14 protein-coding genes are annotated in these 17,657 nt (G+C 70.4%); 8 read left to right on the forward strand and 6 right to left on the reverse strand.

The features are described 5' to 3' along the window. Window positions 1-2: 2 nt before the first annotated feature. The gene (locus U9J23_RS16040; protein WP_085468501.1) at window positions 3-893 is read left to right on the forward strand and encodes a hypothetical protein; all 891 of its coding nucleotides are present in this window, start codon (window positions 3-5) and stop codon (window positions 891-893) included. After that, window positions 890-2,215 carry an ABC1 kinase family protein gene (locus U9J23_RS16045; protein WP_085468553.1) on the forward strand — a complete coding sequence of 442 codons (1,326 nt, stop codon included), beginning with the start codon at window positions 890-892 and terminating at the stop codon, window positions 2,213-2,215. The genes U9J23_RS16040 and U9J23_RS16045 overlap by 4 nt, the downstream gene beginning before the upstream one ends. A 19-nt stretch (window positions 2,216-2,234) precedes the next feature. Here the strand turns inward: U9J23_RS16045 and U9J23_RS16050 are convergent, their stop codons facing one another. Beyond that, the gene (locus U9J23_RS16050; protein ID WP_226949854.1) at window positions 2,235-2,561 is read right to left on the reverse strand and encodes a WhiB family transcriptional regulator; all 327 of its coding nucleotides are present in this window, start codon (window positions 2,559-2,561) and stop codon (window positions 2,235-2,237) included. A 486-nt stretch (window positions 2,562-3,047) separates the two neighbouring features. On the opposite strand from U9J23_RS16050, the gene U9J23_RS16055 reads away from it, so the two are divergent. Beyond that, a complete protein-coding gene (locus tag U9J23_RS16055; protein ID WP_272267187.1) occupies window positions 3,048-3,407 on the forward strand; it encodes a VOC family protein in 360 nt (119 codons plus the stop codon). Between the two features lie 44 nt (window positions 3,408-3,451). Here the strand turns inward: U9J23_RS16055 and U9J23_RS16060 are convergent, their stop codons facing one another. Continuing rightward, a complete protein-coding gene (locus U9J23_RS16060) occupies window positions 3,452-5,596 on the reverse strand; it encodes an ATP-dependent DNA helicase UvrD2 (protein WP_059382216.1) in 2,145 nt (714 codons plus the stop codon). 109 nt (window positions 5,597-5,705) lie between these two features. Between U9J23_RS16060 and U9J23_RS16065 the strand changes: the two genes are divergently transcribed. After that, window positions 5,706-5,960 carry a mycoredoxin gene (locus U9J23_RS16065; RefSeq protein ID WP_059382217.1) on the forward strand — a complete coding sequence of 85 codons (255 nt, stop codon included), beginning with the start codon at window positions 5,706-5,708 and terminating at the stop codon, window positions 5,958-5,960. A 92-nt stretch (window positions 5,961-6,052) separates the two neighbouring features. On the opposite strand, the gene nudC is transcribed toward U9J23_RS16065, so the two are convergent. Both nudC and U9J23_RS16075 read right to left on the reverse strand, forming a co-directional pair. Further along, entirely contained in the window at window positions 6,053-6,952 is a 900-nt protein-coding gene (gene nudC, locus U9J23_RS16070) for an NAD(+) diphosphatase (RefSeq protein WP_059382218.1), read from the reverse strand. 9 nt (window positions 6,953-6,961) lie between these two features. Then, window positions 6,962-8,050 carry a potassium channel family protein gene (locus tag U9J23_RS16075; RefSeq protein WP_085468502.1) on the reverse strand — a complete coding sequence of 363 codons (1,089 nt, stop codon included), beginning with the start codon at window positions 8,048-8,050 and terminating at the stop codon, window positions 6,962-6,964. A 120-nt stretch (window positions 8,051-8,170) separates the two neighbouring features. Here U9J23_RS16075 and U9J23_RS16080 point away from each other — a divergent pair, with 120 nt between their 5' ends. Both U9J23_RS16080 and U9J23_RS16085 read left to right on the forward strand, forming a co-directional pair. Beyond that, window positions 8,171-8,560, forward strand: coding sequence for a DoxX family protein (locus U9J23_RS16080; RefSeq protein ID WP_059382220.1), 390 nt, complete (start codon window positions 8,171-8,173; stop codon window positions 8,558-8,560). 60 nt (window positions 8,561-8,620) lie between these two features. Next, complete coding sequence (locus U9J23_RS16085; protein WP_085468503.1) at window positions 8,621-9,685, forward strand: NAD-dependent epimerase/dehydratase family protein; 1,065 nt, start codon at window positions 8,621-8,623, stop codon at window positions 9,683-9,685. Between the two features lie 7 nt (window positions 9,686-9,692). On the opposite strand, the gene U9J23_RS16090 is transcribed toward U9J23_RS16085, so the two are convergent. Together U9J23_RS16090 and U9J23_RS16095 are read right to left on the reverse strand one after the other, a co-directional pair. Then, complete coding sequence (locus U9J23_RS16090) at window positions 9,693-13,049, reverse strand: ATP-dependent helicase (protein WP_085468504.1); 3,357 nt, start codon at window positions 13,047-13,049, stop codon at window positions 9,693-9,695. Next, complete coding sequence (locus tag U9J23_RS16095) at window positions 13,046-16,372, reverse strand: ATP-dependent helicase (protein WP_179161730.1); 3,327 nt, start codon at window positions 16,370-16,372, stop codon at window positions 13,046-13,048. The genes U9J23_RS16090 and U9J23_RS16095 overlap by 4 nt, the downstream gene beginning before the upstream one ends. Before the next feature lie 155 nt (window positions 16,373-16,527). On the opposite strand from U9J23_RS16095, the gene U9J23_RS16100 reads away from it, so the two are divergent. Both U9J23_RS16100 and U9J23_RS16105 read left to right on the forward strand, forming a co-directional pair. After that, the gene (locus tag U9J23_RS16100; RefSeq protein WP_179161720.1) at window positions 16,528-17,313 is read left to right on the forward strand and encodes an alpha/beta fold hydrolase; all 786 of its coding nucleotides are present in this window, start codon (window positions 16,528-16,530) and stop codon (window positions 17,311-17,313) included. Between the two features lie 3 nt (window positions 17,314-17,316). Then, a complete protein-coding gene (locus U9J23_RS16105; protein ID WP_059382224.1) occupies window positions 17,317-17,643 on the forward strand; it encodes an MGMT family protein in 327 nt (108 codons plus the stop codon). Window positions 17,644-17,657 lie beyond the last annotated feature (14 nt).

The following is a 17,657-nucleotide window of genomic DNA, read 5'->3' on the forward strand; positions in this document are numbered from 1 at the left end:
CCATGATCACCGCATCGCGCGAGACGACCACGACTGCCGCACCGGCCGAGGCTGCGGTTCTCCGGGTCGATCCGGAACTGGCCGTGCTCGAGCGGTCCGACGGCTCGCTCCAGCTCGGCTGGGGTCCCGGCACCGCGACCGTCGTCCTGCCACCCGAGGGCATGGACAGCTTCGACCTCGGCGTTCTCGTCCGGCTGCTCGACGGCCGGCTCACCCTCGACGAGGTGCTGGACGTCGCGGCCGAGCGCGGGCTTCCGTCCGGACGGGTCCGGCAGGTGCTCGACGAGCTCACCGCGACGGGTGCGGTCCGGCGGGTTCCCGTGTCGCCCGGTCCGGCGCGACCGCGGCGGGTGCGGGTCCACGGCTCGGGTCCGCTCGCTTCGGCGATCGTCGAGGATCTCCCGGTATGGGATGTGCGGTGGGTGCGCTCGTCGTCCGGTGACGAACCGCAGGGCCCGGCCGACTGTGTCGTCCTCGCCGACGGGCAGGTGCCCGACCCCCACCTCGTGAACATGCTCGTGCGGGCCGGTATCCCCCATCTCGCGGTGCGAATCAGGGACGGACGCGGCATCGTCGGCCCGTTCGTACTCCCCGGCCGGAGCAGTTGTCTGCGCTGCGCCGATCTCGTGCGGGCCGATCTCGATCCGTCCTGGCCGCGACTGGCGAGTCAGCTGTACGGGCGGCAGGGCCACGCCGGCAGGGCGGTGACGTCGGCGACCGCGGCGATGGCCGTCGGCCAGATCGAGGCGTTCCTCTCCGCAGATCCGTCCGTGACCCCGGCGGTCGACCGCACACTCGAACTGGACCTGCGAACCCACCGCATCGTCACGCGCCGATGGTTCCGTCACCCCCGGTGCGACTGCTCGGCCATCGCTCGGGTCGGTCAGGCATGATGGGGGGCGTGCCAGACATCCCTCGCAGAAGCTCGTCCCGCACTGCCAAGCTCGCGAGCATTCCTCTGGGAATCGCCGGGCGCGCCGCCGTCGGTTTCGGCCGTCGACTCGCCGGTGGAGATCGGGAGGAGATCGACGCCGAGATGACGGCGAAGGCCGCCGAACAGTTGTTCAGTGTGTTGGGCGAACTCAAGGGCGGCGCCATGAAGTTCGGCCAGGCCCTGAGCGTGATGGAAGCCGCCGTCCCGGAGGAGTTCGCCGAGCCGTATCGGGAGGCGCTCACCAAACTGCAGGCGGAGGCCCCTCCCCTGCCAGCCCGGGCCGTGCACCGCGTGCTCGACCAGCAGCTCGGCACGAAGTGGCGTGAGCGCTTCGAGTCGTTCGACGACGTGCCCGTCGCGTCGGCCAGTATCGGCCAGGTGCACCGGGCCGTGTGGTCGGACGGACGCGAGGTCGCGGTGAAGGTCCAGTACCCGGGCGCCGACGAGGCTCTGCGCGCCGACATGCGCACGCTGGCCCGGTTCGCCGGATTGTTCGCCACAATGATGCCGGGTGCCGATGTGCGTGCGCTGCTCGACGAGTTGTCCGCACGCACCGAGGAAGAGCTCGACTACCGGATCGAGGCCGACAACCAGCGGGCCTTCGCGAAGGCCTTTGCCGACGACGAGAAGTTCGTGATCCCGCGTGTCGTCGCGAGCGCCCCGAAAGTCGTTGTGACCGAATGGCTTTCGGCCACTCCGCTGTCTGCGATCATCAGCGGTGGTACGCGGGAGCAGCGCAACCGGGCCGGTGCGCTGCTCGCGGAGTTCCATTTCTGTTCGCCCGCGCGTGCCGGTCTGCTCCACAGCGACCCGCATCCGGGCAATTTCATGCTTCTCGACGACGGCCGTCTCGGAGTCATCGACTTCGGGGCCACGGCGTCGATGCCCGACGGCTTCCCGCCGGTGCTCGGACGGATGGTCCGACTGGCCCTCGAGGAACGTTTCGACGAACTCACCCGGCTGCTCTACGACAACAAGTTCGTCCTGCCCGGCCGCACGGTCACCGACGAGGAGATCGCCGACTACCTCCGGCCGTTCACCGACCCGATCCACACCGAGTCGTTCCACTTCACCCGCACATGGCTGCAGCGGGTGGCGGGCACGGCCACGGACTTCTCGAGTTCGACCTTCAAGACGGCTCGGACGCTGAATCTTCCGCCCGAGTACGTGAGTGTGTTCCGGGTCCTGCTCGGCTCGGTCGGCATCTGCGCTCAGCTCGACGCCGAGGCACCGTACATGCGCATCCTCAGTGAATGGCTACCCGGCTTCGTCGAGGAGTGACGAAGCCGGGCAACCGTATTCACGCACAGACCAGTTCTTTGCGGGGTTCGGGCAGCGGATTCTTCCGCGGCCGGCCCCGCGGCCGCTTGCGGGCCACGACGACACCACGGTCGATGATCTCCCCGCCCCACACGCCCCAGGGTTCCTCTCGCTCGAGAGCGGCGTCGAGACACTGGGCACGCACCGGGCAGCCCGCACACAGCGTCTTGGCGTACTCGAGATCGGCCGGGGTCTCGGCGAACCACAGGTCGGGGTCGTTGTCGTGGCACGGCAGGGTGTCGCGGTCGCGGTCGTTGCGGGAGACCGCGAAAGTGTCGCTGCGCGACAGGATGTCGGTACGACGCATCTCGTCTCCTTCCGTTCGGTTCGACAGGCTCGACGGGTATTCGCTCGGCACGTGAGCTCCTTCGTTGGTTCGGTGGAATGCGATGCGAACCCGGCCGGAGAACGAGAAAGGCCACGGTCCGCTGGGCGGGGTCCGTGGCCTGGAGGAGACGAAAGGTCTACCGGGAAACAGTTCCCGATCGACTTCCGACCACGGACGAGACGGCGGCGGCGTACACACGTCGGCGTGCACGCGGCGCGGCTGCCACTGCGGGTGCCACAAATGTGGCGGTGCGAGCGGTAGCGGCGGCCCCAGCGACACGAGGGGCCGCTGCCGCTGCAAAAGCATCGAAGCCGAGCATCGGGGCCACCTCACTTTCTCGTCGCGCACGGACCGTCTCCCGTGACATCGTCATCCAGACTAGATTCGTGAGCACGATCGGCACAAGTTATTTTCTACCTGCGGTTTCGTGCCGCGTTCTTCGTCCCCGCACTACAGTCGGAGGGCATGTCCCTCGCGACCACGAGACTCCTGCCCGTCCTCGACTGTCCGGATCCCCGCGCGCTCGCCGACTTCTACCGCCGATTGCTCGGATGGACGATCACCGACGACCGGGAGGACTGGGTCGAACTGGCGCGTGACGACTCGACCGCCCTCGCGTTCCAGCGCGATCCCGACTTCACGCCGCGTCACTGGCCCGCGGACGGGGTGCACGCCCATCTCGACTTCCACGTGCCCGACCTCGACGAGGCCGAACGCCTCGTCCTCGGACTCGACGCGCTGCGCGCCGACGACGGCTCGAACAAGAGCACCTTCCGGGTGTTCCGCGACCCGGCCGGACACTACTTCTGCCTGTGCGCCGAGTGAACACGGTCGGGTAGTCGTCAGAGGTCGAGGGTGTCGACGGTGCGCTAGAGGTCGAGGGTGTCGACGGTGCGCTCCCCCCGCACGAGGGCGAGCACGTCGGCGCCGTACTGCTCGAGCTTCTTCGCCCCGATCCCCGGGATGGCGACCAGCGCACGATCGTCGCGCGGCTGTTGTTCGGCGATCGCAACGAGGGTGTTGTCGCTGAAGACGACGTAGGCCGGAACCTTCATCTCCTTCGAACGCTCCCGGCGCCATTCCTTGAGCGCGACCAGCAGATTCTCGTCGAGATCGGACGGGCAGCCCTCACAGCGGCCGAGCATGGTCGAGGTGGTGCCCATGAGCGGCTTACCGCAGACACGGCACTGCGGGCGCTTCTTCCGCGGGGAGGCCGGTTCGGCGATCTTCGACGCGGGTGAACTGTCGGGGATGAGCCCGTGAAGGAATCGAGAGCGTCGCCGCGACCGACGTCCGCCCGCCGTGCGGGACAACGCCCACGACAGTTGCAGGTGCACGCGGGCTCGGGTGACACCGACATAGAGCAGCCGCCGTTCCTCCTCGATGCCTGCCTCGTCGGGCGGGGTGTCCTTGTCGCCGGTGACATGGGTGATCGGCAGGGTTCCGTCGGTGAGGCCGACGAGGAAGACGGCGTCCCATTCGAGGCCCTTCGCCGCGTGCAGCGACGCGAGGGTGACGCCCTGGACCGTCGGTGGCTGGCGCGCCTCGGCACGGGCCGCGAGATCGCGCAACAGCCCCTGCAGATCGAGGGCGGGTTCGTGCTCGAGCAGTTCCTCGGTGAGCTGCACGAGCGCGACGAGCGACGCCCAGCGCTCGCGTGCCTGCGCACCCACCGGTTCGGTGTCGGTCAGACCCAGCGGCACCAAGGTGGCCCGGACGAGGCTGAGCAGCCCGGCACCGCGACCGGCATCCTCCGGCAGGTCGTCGCGCGTACCAACCTGACGCAGGGCGTTGACCGCCTGCCGGACCTCGGCGCGGTTGAAGAAACCTTCACCGCCGCGCACCTGGTACGGGATACCCGCCTGCGTGAACGCCTGCTCGTAGGCCTCGGACTGAGCGTTGATGCGGTAGAGCACCGCGATCTCGGCCGCCGGGACCCCCTTGCCCATCAGCTTCGCGACGGCCTTGGCGACCGCCTGCGCTTCGGCGGGCTCGTCGTCGAACTCGGCGAAGGTGGGCTCCGGCCCGGACGGACGCTGACCGACGAGCTTGAGCCGGGTGCCGGCGATGCGGCCCCGCGCCGCTCCGATCACGCGGTTGGCGAGGTCGACCACCTCCGGCGTGGAGCGGTAGTCGCGTTCGAGGCGCACGACCGTGGCGTCGGGGAACCGGCGGGAGAAGTCGAGCAGGTGCTTCGGGGTGGCGCCCGTGAACGAGTAGATGGTCTGGTTGGCGTCGCCGACCACCGTGAGGTCGTCGCGCTCGCCGAGCCACGCGTCGAGCACGCGCTGCTGCAGCGGCGTCACATCCTGGTACTCGTCGACGACGAAGCAGCGGTAGCGGTCGCGGAACTCCTCGGCCACCGCGAGGTTGTCCTCGAGGGCCGCGGCGGTGTGCAGCAGCAGGTCGTCGAAGTCGAGATACATCCCGTCGCCCGACCGGGTCTTGAGCTGCTCGTACGTCTCGTAGACGCGCGCGACCCGCTCGGGATCGGCCGGTGGGGTGCGGTGGGCGCGGGCGGCCGCGGCGGGATAGTCCTCGGGCGCGACGAGCGTGCCCTTCGACCATTCGATCTCGGACAGCAGGTCGCGCACGGTGTCGGTGTCGGTCGGGAAGCCGCACCGGTGCGCCGCCTGCGAGACCGCCGCGAACTTGCGATCGAGCAGTTGCCACGGCGTGTCGCCGACCACCTGCGGCCAGAAGTACCGCAGCTGCCGCAGCGCAGCGGCGTGGAAGGTGCGGGCCTGCACCTGCGTGCCGTCGCCACCGATGCCCAGGGCGCGTAGGCGGGAACGCATCTCCCCTGCCGCGCGGGCGGTGAAGGTGACGGCGAGGACCTGGCTCGCGGAGACGTGACCGGCGGAGACGAGATGGGCGATGCGGCGGGTGATCGTGCGGGTCTTGCCGGTACCGGCGCCGGCGAGCACGCAGACCGGCCCGCGTGGGGCGAGTACCGCTGCTGCCTGCTCGGGGTCGAGACCGTCCACCACATCCGCACACATGGCCTCCATCATGACAGCGACCGCCGACAGCGCAGCCCACCGGTGAGATCACTCGGTGTGGTGAGGACCACAGCTCACCCCGTCGCGGAACATGTTCGGCGGCTGTGATGTTCTCGAAGACATGACGACCACCGACGCACCCGCCCTCACCGTCTACTCCACCACCTGGTGCGGTTACTGCAGGCGGCTGAAGACCCAGCTCGACCAGAACGGCATCGCATACGCCGAGATCGACATCGAGTCGGATCCGGCCGCCGCGGAGTTCGTCGGCAGCGTCAACAACGGCAACCACGTGGTGCCCACCGTCAAGTTCGCCGACGGCAGCACCGCGACCAACCCGTCGCTCGCCGAGGTCCAGCGCGCTCTGGGGCTGTAGCTCTGGGTCTGTAGTACCTGCTCGTTCGGAAAGGCCGGTCGCGTCCGCCGCGGCCGGCCTCTCTCGTGCCCGGACCTTCTACTCCGGACCTTCTACTCCTTGGCCCAGCCTTCGAGCATCCCGCGCGCGATGGAGATCGAACCGGGCAACAACAGCGGGGCGTCCTCGGCGGACGCCCAGTCGCCTGTTGCCAGCGCCGCACGGACCTCGTCGCGGGTGAACCACCGCGCCTCGATGATCTCCCCGTCGCGAAAGTCCAGCGCCTGCTCGGGATCGGCGATCGCCGCGAATCCGAGCATGAGCGATCGAGGGAACGGCCAGGGCTGACTGCCGAGATACCGCACGTCGCGCACCTCGACACCGACCTCTTCGCGGATCTCCCGCACCACGCACGATTCGAGCGACTCACCGGCTTCGACGAAGCCTGCGAGAACGGAGAAGCGCCGCTCCGGCCACACCGGCTGGCGCGCGAGCAGCACCCGATCGTGTCCGTCGTGTACGAGGCAGATGATCGCCGGATCGGTACGAGGGAACTCCTGGTGTCCGGTCTCGGTGCTGATCCGCGACCAGCCGGACATCGTCGGCCGGGTGGGCGAGCCGTCGACCGCGCTGTAGCCGGCGTTGTCGTGCCAGTTCAGCAACGCGACCGCGCTGACCATCAGATCGGCGTCGGCATCGTCGAGACGCTCGCCGATGCGCCGCAGATCGGCCACCGTGCCCGTCTGCGCCAGGACGCGGGTCGCCCAGACGTGGTGTCCGTCGCGGATACCCAGGAAGATCGCGCCCTCGACCGGTTCGGGACCGAGCTCGGACGCCTCACCGAGCACGAGCGCACTGTCGGAGACACGGACCTGGTTGCGACGATCGACCCGCAGGAGTTTCGCGTCGGCCCAGCCGGCGCGCAGGGCGTCCTCGTCCGAACGCAGTTCCTCCGCCCGGTCGACGACGGTACGTGAGAGCAGCGGGGTACCCGACAGAGCGAAACCGGTCACATCAGCACCCTAGCCACGCATGGCGCCCGGCGGCGAACCCACCAGCCGGATGTAGAGCAGTTTGTCGTTCGCTTCGAGCGCGTCGACCTCGGGCGAACCGATCCGCCACATCCGTCCGTCGCGGACGACGGCGAGCACGATGTCCTTGAGATGCCGCGGGGATCCCCCGACCTCGCTGGGGTCGACATCGCGTTCGGCGATGGCGAATCCAGCCTCCGGGGTGAGCAGGTCCTCGATCATCTCGACGACGTTCGGCGTGGTCGTGGCGATACCGAGCAGGCGACCCGCCGTCTCCGACGAGATGACCACCGAGTCGGCTCCCGACTGACGCAGCAGGTGGGTGTTCTCCGACTCGCGGATCGCGGCGACGATCTTCGCGCGCGGAGCGATCTCGCGGGCGCTGAGGGTCACCAGTACCGCGGTGTCGTCACGGTTCGCGGCGACGATCACGGCGGCTGCGTGCTGCACTCCGGCGAGGCGGAGCACATCGGATTTCGTCGCCGAACCCTGGACCGTCACGAGTCCCTGCCCTGCGGCGGACTCGAGAACGACCGGATCTGTGTCGACGACGACGATCTCGGACGGCGGGACTCCGTCGCCGAGCATCGCGTCGACCGCGGTACGGCCCTTGGTGCCGTAGCCGATCACGACGGTGTGATTACGCACGCGGCGCCTCCAACGCTGGATCTTGAATGCTTGCCGGGAACTCTCGGTCAGTGCAGAGAGCGTGGTACCGACCAGCACGATGAGGAAGAACACCCGCAGTGGAGTGATCACCAGGATGTTGATCAGTCTCGCCTGGGGGGTGAAGGGGGTGATGTCGCCGTAACCGGTGGTCGAGAGCGACACGGTGGCGTAGTAGATGCAGTCGAGCAGCGACAGTTCGCTGCCCTGCGAGTCGCGGTAGCCGTCGCGGTCGAGGTAGACCACGAGAACCGCGAGGATCAGCGCAGCGAAGGCGTAGCCGATGCGACGCGCGATCGCGAAGCCGGGACTCGTCTGCTCCTGCGGTACCCGCAGCACACCGACGAGCGCGAAGTCGGGGCGCTCGGTGAGCTGATCGGAGCGGCTGAACCGCGCACGCAACCTCCCGGGCATCGCGGTGTCCCACCTTCCTGCTGTCGACCTGCGCCGGAGACCGCCCTCCGCCGTCGCGGCACCGAGCGGACCGCCTCGATACCGGATCGCAGCCTACCGCCGCGCGCTAGTCTGGCACGCATGTCCACGAAAGCGTCGCAGCGCTCTGCGATCCGGCTGGCAACTCTGCTTCTCGGCGTGGGGGTCCTGCACTTCGTGCGACCGGAACCGTTCGACGGCATCGTGCCCCGCGCTCTGCCGGGCGACGCCCGGACCTACACCTACGCCTCGGGGGTCGCGGAGATCGCCGTCGCCGGCGCGCTCGCCGTGCCCCGCACCCGGCGCCTCGGCGGTTCCCTGGCCGCGGCGCTGTTCCTGGCGGTCTTCCCCGCCAACGTGCAGATGGCCGTGACGTGGCTGCGCAGCCCGAAGCTCTCCCCCGTCGCCAAGGCGGTGTCGCTCGCCCGGCTCCCGCTGCAGATCCCGCTCGTCACCGAGGCACTGAAGGTCCGCCGCACCGCGGTTCGCTGAACGATCCACCTACTGTTCACCCGCGGTGATTGAGGTCACAGCGAGCGGGTATGCGTCGGTATGGACACCGCACGTGGTCTGAAGGTGGTCGTCGTCGGCGCGACCGGCAATCTGGGAACCGGAATCGTCGAGGCGCTCGGGCGTGAACCCGACATCACCGAGATCGTCGGCGTCGCGCGACGACCTACGGAATGGACGTCCCCCAAGGCGACCTTCACGGTCGCCGACACCACCACCGACGACTTCCGCCCGATCGTGCGGGGCGCCGACGCGGTGATCCACCTGTCGTGGCTGTTCCAGCCCACGCACCGCCCGGAGGTGACCTGGGAGAACAATGTGCTCGGCGCGATCTCGGTCTTCGAAGCGGCGGCCGCGGAGAAGGTCCCCGCACTGATCTACTCGTCGTCGGTCGCAGCCTATTCACCCGGACGCTCGACGGATCGCGTCACCGAGGACTGGCCCACGCACGGGTGGCCGGGCGCCGCCTATCCCCGCGAGAAGTCGTATCTGGAACGCTTTCTCGACACTCTCGAACTGCAGGCACCGGAGACCCGCATCGTACGGATGCGGCCCTACTTCATCTTCAAGCGCGAATCGGCGACCTCGCAACGACGCCTGTTCGTCGGCCCCCTGCTCCCGGGCAACCTGCTGCGCAGCGGCCTGCTACCCGTGATGCCGCTGGTCGAGGACCTGCGAGCCCAGGTACTGCACACGAGCGACGTGGCCGATGCCTTCGTCCGTGCGACGATCCGGCCCGTCCGCGGCGCGTTCAATCTCGCCACGGAACCACCCGTGGACGGCGCGTTCCTGGCAGAGATGTTCTCCGCTAGGAAGATCCCCGTACCGCGCGCGGCGCTCCGCGAAGCCGTGCGGGCGGCATGGCACGCGCATCTCGTTCCGGCCTCCCCCGGCCTGCTCGACACCGTGTTGCAACTTCCGCTGCTCGACAGCACCCGCGCCCGCACCGAACTGGGCTGGGAACCGCGGTATTCGCCGCCCGAGATCCTCGAGGAATTCCTGTCGGGTCTCCGCGAGGGAGCCGGGATGCCCACCGCTCCCCTGGCGCCCGACACCGCCGGACGCCGGGCACACGAGGTGGCCACCGGTGTGGGGCAGCGCCCCTGAGTCCGCGTCACTCGCCCTCGGCACGCCCCCGCAGATTTCCTGCCTCGAGCACGAGGCGTTCGAGCATCGCCGCATTCGGCAGTTCCTCGGGTGCGACGGTGCGTCCGGTGCGGACGTAGTGGAAGGCCGCCCGGACCTTGTGCAGCGGCAGTTCGGCCGGTCGGCCGGTGAGCCGCTCGGTCCGCGCTGCCATCAACTGGGCCCAGGCGAGCCTGTAGGCGGCGAGCTGCACACCCACCGCGGCGAGCTTCTCGCCTTCCGGTTCGGCACCGGTCTTCCAGTCGATGACCGTCCAGCCTCCGTCCGGATCCTCGAAGACCGCGTCGATGCGACCGCGGATCACGGTGCCGCCGAGAGCCGTTTCGAACGGCACCTCGACCTCGACGGGGTTGCGCGACGCCCACTTCGACCGCAGGAATGCCTCCTGGAGCCGGTCGAAGTGCGAATCGTCGCCGTCCTCGTCGTCGGCACCGGGAAGCTCGTCGAGGTCGAGCAGACGCGTCGCGCCGAATCGGCGCTCGAGCCACGCATGGAAGGCGGTGCCGCGACGCGCGAGCGGATTGGGCCGGAACGGCAACGGACGACGCAGACGCGCGGCGAGGGCGTCGGGATCGGTGGCGAGATCGACGAGCTGGCTGACGGACAGCTGTGCGGGCAGCACCACCTCGGCGCTCTGCTCGGCGCGCTGTTCGCGTTCGGCCAGAAGCGCATCGACGTCGGTGGCCCACTCGTCGGGATCGTCGTCGTATTCGGTCGGGAGGTCGGTCCGGTCGAACTCGGCGAGGACCAGTGCCGCGCCGTGTTCGACGTCGGTGCGCCGGGCGCCGAGCGGGTCGCGCGGCCACAGCGCGCTGCGCGGTGATGCCGTGAGCGGGTTCTCCTGGTCCGGTTCGGGTTCCGGAGCCCAGTGGTCGATCGCACCGAGTTCGGGCCGAGCCGTGACGATCTCGTGCAGTTCCTCGAGGAACGGCGAGGGCCCCTTCGGTTCGGATCCGGTGTCGGCCCAGTGGTGGGCGGAGACGAACAGTGTTCGTTCGGTGCGGGTGAGGGCGACGTAGAACAGCCGGCGGTCCTCATCGAGCTTGCGACGCTTGAGCGCGTCCTTGTGGGAGTCGATGGCCCGCTCGAGCATCTTGCGATCGGAGAGGTCGTCGAGCTCGAGCACGGGCACACCGTCGGTGCTGCCCGGATCGTCGTCGGGCAGCACCCGGTCGCCCCGCAGATGCGGGGGAAGTTCGGTCGTCGAACCGAGCCAGGTCGCGGCGGCGGTGGACGACGGGAAGACCCCGGCAGCGACATGCGGGACGGCGACGACCTCCCATTCGAGGCCTTTCGCGGAGTGGACGGTGAGGACCTGCACCCGATCGGGGTCGACTTCCACCTCACCGGGCGCGAGCCCCTGCTCGATCTCCTCCGCCGCCGCGAGGTAGGACAGCAGACCGGGCAGGGTCGCGTTGGTCCGCCCCGCGTAGGACGCGACGACCGAGGCGAAGGCATCGAGATGCTCGCGGCCGGCGACACCGCGTCGGCTGCCCACGCGGGCCTCGGTCTCGATGCCGATACCGAGCACACGCTCGACCTCGGCGACGAGTTCGGTGAGCGGCTGGCCGAGACGCTCACGCAGGGAGGTCAGCTCGCGGCCGAGCGCGACGATGCGCGCGTAGCCGAACTTCGAATAGCGGCTGCTGTCGCCGGGATCGGAGATCGCATCCGCGAGACCGGCCTGGTCGGCATATTCACCGGGCAACGCCGAATCGAGGGCGTCCTCGAGCGCGTCGGGATCGGTCACCGCACCGGCGACACCCCAGCGTCCCGCGATGGCCAGTTCCTGGGCACGCTCCCACAGTGCCTTCAGGTCGGCGGCACCGAGCTGCCAACGAGCGCCGGTGAGCACCCGCACAGCCGCGCTCCCGGCCAGCGGGTCCGCCGCGAGGCGCAGCATCGCGAGCACGTCGGCGACTTCGGGCGTGTGCAGCAACCCGCCGATGCCGACGACCTCGACCGGAAGGTCGCGGGCGCGCAGCGCCTCGGCGATCGGAGCGGCGTCGGCGTTGCGTCGGACGAGGACCGCAGCGGTCGGCGGTGTGCGTCCGGCCTCGCGTGCGGCGGCGTACTCGGCGGCGATCCGGTCGGCGACCCACTCGCGTTCGACCGCGACGTCGGAGTGCAGCGCGAGCCGGACGTCGCCGGCGGTCGCGTCGGGTCGGGGACGCAACCGGCTGACCGACACCCCGCGATCGCGCAGCGGTTCGGACGAGACGTTCGCCAGTTCGAGGGCCTGCGGCGGATTGCGCCAGCTGGTGAGCAGTTCGCGGGTGGGTGCCGGTTTGCCGTCGGCCGCCGGGAAGTCGGTCGCGAACCGCGGCAGGTTGGCGGCCGACGCGCCGCGCCAACCGTAGATGGACTGCATGGGATCGCCGACCGCGGTGACCGCGAGGCCGGGATCGGCGCCACCGCCGAACAGGGCGGCGAGCAGCACACGCTGGGCGTGGCCGGTGTCCTGGTACTCGTCCAGCAGCACGGCCCGGAATCGTTCCCGCTCACCGGCTCCCACTTCGCGGTGGTCGCGGGCGACGCGCGCGGCGAGCGACATCTGGCTGCCGAAGTCGAGGGCGCCTTCGCGACGCAACGTCTCGGACAGCCGTTCGACGAGCGGAAGCAACTGCAACCGCGCGTGCTGGGTCTCGAGGTAGCCGAGCAGGGTCTTCGACGGTGCTCCGCGCTGCCCCGGGCCGGGCGGGAGGGTGTGCACGAGCTGTTCGAGTTCGACGTGGGCGTCGCGCAGCAGATCGGGCTCGACGAGGTGCTCGGCGAGCTGACCGGACAGGGCGAGCACGGCCTCGGTCACCGATGCGGGATTGCGGTCGGTGTCGAGTTCGCCGTCCCACGAGCTGACCACGCGGTGCGCGACCTGCCACAGCTCGGTCTCGGACAGCAGCGTCGCCGACGGTTCGATGGGCAGCAGCAGACCGTGCTCGGTGAGCAGGCGACCGGCGTATGCGTGGTACGTGCTCACCTCGGGTTCGCTGCCGAGGATCCGCGCGCGCAACCCGCCGCTCGGATCGAGGTCGCGCAGGAGCGCCGATCCGGCGAGCTTGGCCAGGCGCGCCCGGATGCGGGCCGTGAGCTGCTGCGCGGCCTTGCGGGTGAAGGTCAGGCCCAGCACCTGCTCGGGTTCGACGAGACCGTTGGCGACGAGCCACACCACCCGCGCGGCCATGGTCTCGGTCTTGCCGGCACCGGCCCCGGCGACGACCAGCATCGGGCCGGGCGGGGCCTCGATGACGGCGGCCTGCTCGGTCGTCGGCGGCAACTGCCCCAGTGCCTCCGCGAGGCGCTTCGCGCTCACCCGTGGTGCACTCATTCCCCTGTCACCTGCCTGCCTTCGTCGTGTGCCGGGCAGCTCGACAGCACCGGGCAGTGCCGGCACCCGTCGTTGACCCTCGCGACGAAGCGGGGACCGCGGGTCGCGGCCGCCGCGTCGTGGATGATCTCCCGCCACTGCGCGAGACCGTCCTCGTCGAGGGGCGGCTGCACACGCTGCGTCGCGCCTTCCTTGTTGTGCGGCTTCGCCACGAAGACCAGGCGCGCACCGCCGGGCTGCGACGCCGGTTCGCCCTCGATCGCGCCGGCCGCCGCGGCCACCTGATAGGCGGCGAGCTGGGCATGATCGCGCGCGGCGTCCTTCGACACCGGGTTCTTCGCGGTCTTGACGTCGATGACGACCGGACGACCGTCTGCGTCGCGTTCGAGCCGGTCGATGCGACCGCGGAGCCGCACGCGGGGCCGGTCGTCGGCATCGGGTTCGAGGATGCCGTCGACCTTGACCTCGACGCCGATCTCGGTGAGCTCTCCGCGCGTGCCCTGCAGCCACGTCGAGAAGGTGTCGAGCATGCGGCGGGTGCGTTCGAGCTCGCGGCGGGCGTACCATTCGGCGCCCAGATCGACCGAGTCCCACGCCTTTTCGAGGGCTTGATCGATGCGGTCGGGTGGGATCCGCCCGGCGAGCGCCTGGACGAGGGTGTGTACGAGCGTGCCGGTGACGGCGTGGCTGTTCTCGCCGTCGGATCCGCCGTGGCGCTCGAACATCCACCGCAGCGGGCAGGTCGTGAGCTGTTCGACCGTGGACGGCGACAATCGCACCGCGTCGTCGTCGGGATCCCACAGCGGGTCGGCGGTGCTGGGATCGGCCGTGCCGTACCAGTCGTCGGGGTGGGCGCCGCGCACCCCGGCGCGCGCGAGCCGCGCGAGTTGCTGGGCGGCGCGCTGCTGCCGTTCGGGTTCGGTCTCGGCGATCTCGGGATCGCACACCACGCTGCGCAGTTCGGCGACGAGGGCGGGCAGGGCCAGCACGCGGGTGCGGACCTCGTCGGGCACCGGTTCGGCCAGGAGGTCGTCGGACGCATCGAGGTCGTCGGTGCCGACACCGCGCAGTTCGTCGACGAAACGGGACCGGACCAGTTCGCTGTCGCCGCTCACCGAATCGACGGCGGTCACCAGAAGGTGGGTGCGGGCGCGACTGCACGCCACGAGGAACAGGCGCCGCTCCTCGGCGAGCAGCGGCGCGGTGCGGGAGAGCCGTGCGCCGGCCTCGTCTCCCCCGTCGACGCCGGAGACGGCGTCGATCAGGGCCTCGATGCCGAGCAGGGTGCCACGCGCCCGCAGGCTCGGCCACAGGCCTTCCTGGACACCGGCGACCACCACGACGTCCCACTCGCGGCCGGCGGCGGAGTGCGCGCTGACGACCGTGACCGCTTCGGATTCGGCGGCGACACGGGTGCGGGACGTGGCAGGGATCTCCTGCTCGGTGAGGTAGTCGACGAACCCTGCGATGTGTGCGCGGGGCAGACGGTCGACGTAGTCGGCGGCGGCGTCGAACAGGGCCACGACCCCGTCGAGATCGCGGTCGGCCTGCGCACCGATCGGCCCGCCCCAGGCCGACGCGGCGGCCCATCGACGTTCGAGTCCGGTGGCCTGCCATGCCTCCCACAGCACGTCCTCGAGGCCGCCCCCTCGCAGCGCCGCCGAGCGGGCCTTGCGCAGCACACCGAGCACCTTCTTCAGCGGTGCGGCCTCGACGTCGGTCAGCCCGCGGATCAGATGCGTGTTCTCGGCGGTGTCGTCGCCCTCGGTGAGCAGGATGCGCAGGAGTTCGGCGGAGTCGCGGTCGTTGCCCGACGCGAGCTCGACACGCCGCAGGCCACGCCGAAGTCTCCGCAGCGCGACCGGTTCGGCACCGCCGATGGGCCCGGACAGCAGAGCGAGCGCTTCGTCGCCTCCGAAGCCGCTGTCGGACACCGCGCGCAGCACGAGGAGCAGTCCCGCGACGCTGTGCTGACGGGCCAACGGGAGTTCGGAGGCGGCGGTCGTCATCGGGACGCCCGCCGAGAGCAGCGCGCGGCGCAGCGGCGCGAGTACCCGCGGCACGGACCGGACGACGATCGCCATGCGCGACCACGGCACACCGTCGACGAGATGGGACCGGCGCAGGGTGTCGGCGACCAGGGCCGCCTCCTTGGCCTGCGACGAACACACCGCCACCCGGACCTGCCCCGGATCGCCCTCCTCTACGCGGTGCCCGGCCATACCCCGGTGCGGCGGCAGGCCCGGCAGTCTGCGGGCGATGCCGTCGGCGAGGGATGCCACCTCGGGAGCGGCACGATGATTGATACCCAACACGATCCGACGCGATCCGTCGGCCTCGCCGAGGCTCTCGAGGAAGGAGGTGTCGGCGCCGCGGAAGCCGAAGACGGCCTGATCGGGGTCGCCGGCGATCGTGCTGGTGCGGGTGCCGGTACCGATCACGCGGACCAGGTCGGCGGCCTGCGGATCGAGATGCTGGGCGTCGTCGACGAGCAGGTGGCGGATCCGGCCGCGCTCGGCGGCCAGCAGATCGGGATCGGTCGCGAACGCCGCGAGCGCCGCGCCGACCAACTCGGCCGCGTCGAGTGCCGGAGCGGTGGCCTCCGGAGCTTCGAGACCGACGGCACCGCGAAGCAGCATCACCTGCTCGTAGCGCTCCGCGAAACGCCCGGCCGCGACCCATTCGGGCCGATTTCGGCGCTCCCCGAGCGCCACCAGATCCTCCGGGCCGAGACCGCGCTCGTTCGCGCGCAACATCAGGTCGCGCAGTTCGACGGCGAAGCCCGTCATGCCCAGTGCCGGACGCAACCGCTCGGGCCACATCCCAGCGCCGTCGTCGATGTCGCCGCGCAGCAGTTCGCGCAGCACGGCATCCTGTTCGGCGCCGGTGATCAGACGGGGCGGCGGATTGCCGTGCGCCGAGGCCTGCAACCGCAGCACCGCGAAGGCATAGGAGTGGACGGTACGGACGAGCGGCTCACGTGTGGCGCGGGGCACGGCGCCGTCGCCGAGGGCGATCAGACCGGCCGTGATCGCCTCGCGCACGGCGGTGGCGGCCCGCCGCGAATGCGTGAGGATCAGCACCGACTCGGGATCGGCGCCGGAGGCGATGCGGTGGACCGCGAGGTCGACCAGCAGGGACGTCTTGCCCGTGCCGGGACCGCCGAGGACCTGCCACGGCCGCCAGCGGAGGGAGGGCGGAGCGTCGTCGAACAGCACGCGCACGTCGTCGGGCCACTCGCGGGCCACCGGCGCCTCGGCCGACCTGCGCACGAGACGCGCGGCCGGGCGCCGGACCCGATCGGGGATCTGCGGTTCGGACATGCGCGAGACGGTGGCGGGCAGATCGGTGACCTGCGCCCGTGGTGGGTGCAGGTCGGGAGTGCCGGTATCGACGTCGAGCATGACCCCATCCCACCAGACGGGTACGACAACGTCCGGGAGCACACCGCGAGGTCACGACTGGGATAGTGGTCGGCGTGAGTGCCACGGAGCTTCTGCACACCCATCTGTTCGGGCCCGACGAGGGACCGGAGGTCCTCGCCCTGCACGGACTCACCGGTCACGGCCGACGCTGGCGCAACCTCGCCGAACGACACCTGCCCCACCTGCGGTTCGTCGCCCCGGACCTGCGGGGTCACGGGCGGTCGCCGTGGACTCCCCCGTGGTCGTTCGAGGCGCACGTCGCCGATCTGACGGCCGTGCTGGACGCGCACACCACCGGTCCCGTCACCGTGGTGGGCCACTCCTTCGGTGGTGCCCTCGCGCTGCATCTCGCTGCCGCGGTGCCCGACAGGGTGCGGGCGCTGGTGCTCCTCGATCCGGCGATCGGCCTCCCGGCCGACCGGATGCTCGAGATCGCCGACCTCACGCTCCACAATCCCGACTACACGGACGAGGCCGAGGCGCGGTCCGAGAAGGTCCACGGCGACTGGGGCGAGGTGGCACCCGAGCTCCTCGACGAGGAGATCGCCGAGCACCTCGTCGAACTCGACTCGGGGCGCGTCAACTGGCGGATCTGTGTACCGGCGCTGGTGACCTCGTGGGGCGAGCTGGCCCGCGAACCCGTCCTGCCCCCGGCCGGTATCCCGACGACCTTCGTGCAAGCCGGGAAGGTGCAGCCCCCGTACACCACAGCGGACTTCCGTCGCGATCTCGCGGAGCGGCTCGGAGACGACCTGACCCTGCTCGAATTCGACTGCGACCACATGATCGACCAGGCGCGTCCCGCCGAGACCGCCGAACTCGTGGCCCGGATGGTGTAGCCGGTGGTCACCACGGACGAGCAGATCGAGCGGGTTCGCGAACTCGTCGCCTCCGTGCCCGCGGGGCGGGTCGTGACCTACGGCGACATCGCCGGCGCGGCGGGCCTGTCCAGTGCGCGCACCGTCGGCTGGATCATGCGGACCGATTCCGCCGACCTGCCGTGGCACCGCGTGGTCCCGGCCTCCGGACGACCGGCCGCGCACCTCGCACGCCGGCAACTCGCCCGCCTCGAACTCGAGGGCGTCCCGATCTCCGGCGACCGGATCGATCTGGCCCGTGCGCGGCACCGTTTCCCGCCGTACTCAGGCGATCACGAGCGGGACGGATGAGGCAGCATGAAGAC

Source organism: Rhodococcus sp. PD04, assembly GCF_035918275.1.
GTDB lineage: Bacteria > Actinomycetota > Actinomycetes > Mycobacteriales > Mycobacteriaceae > Rhodococcus > Rhodococcus rhodochrous.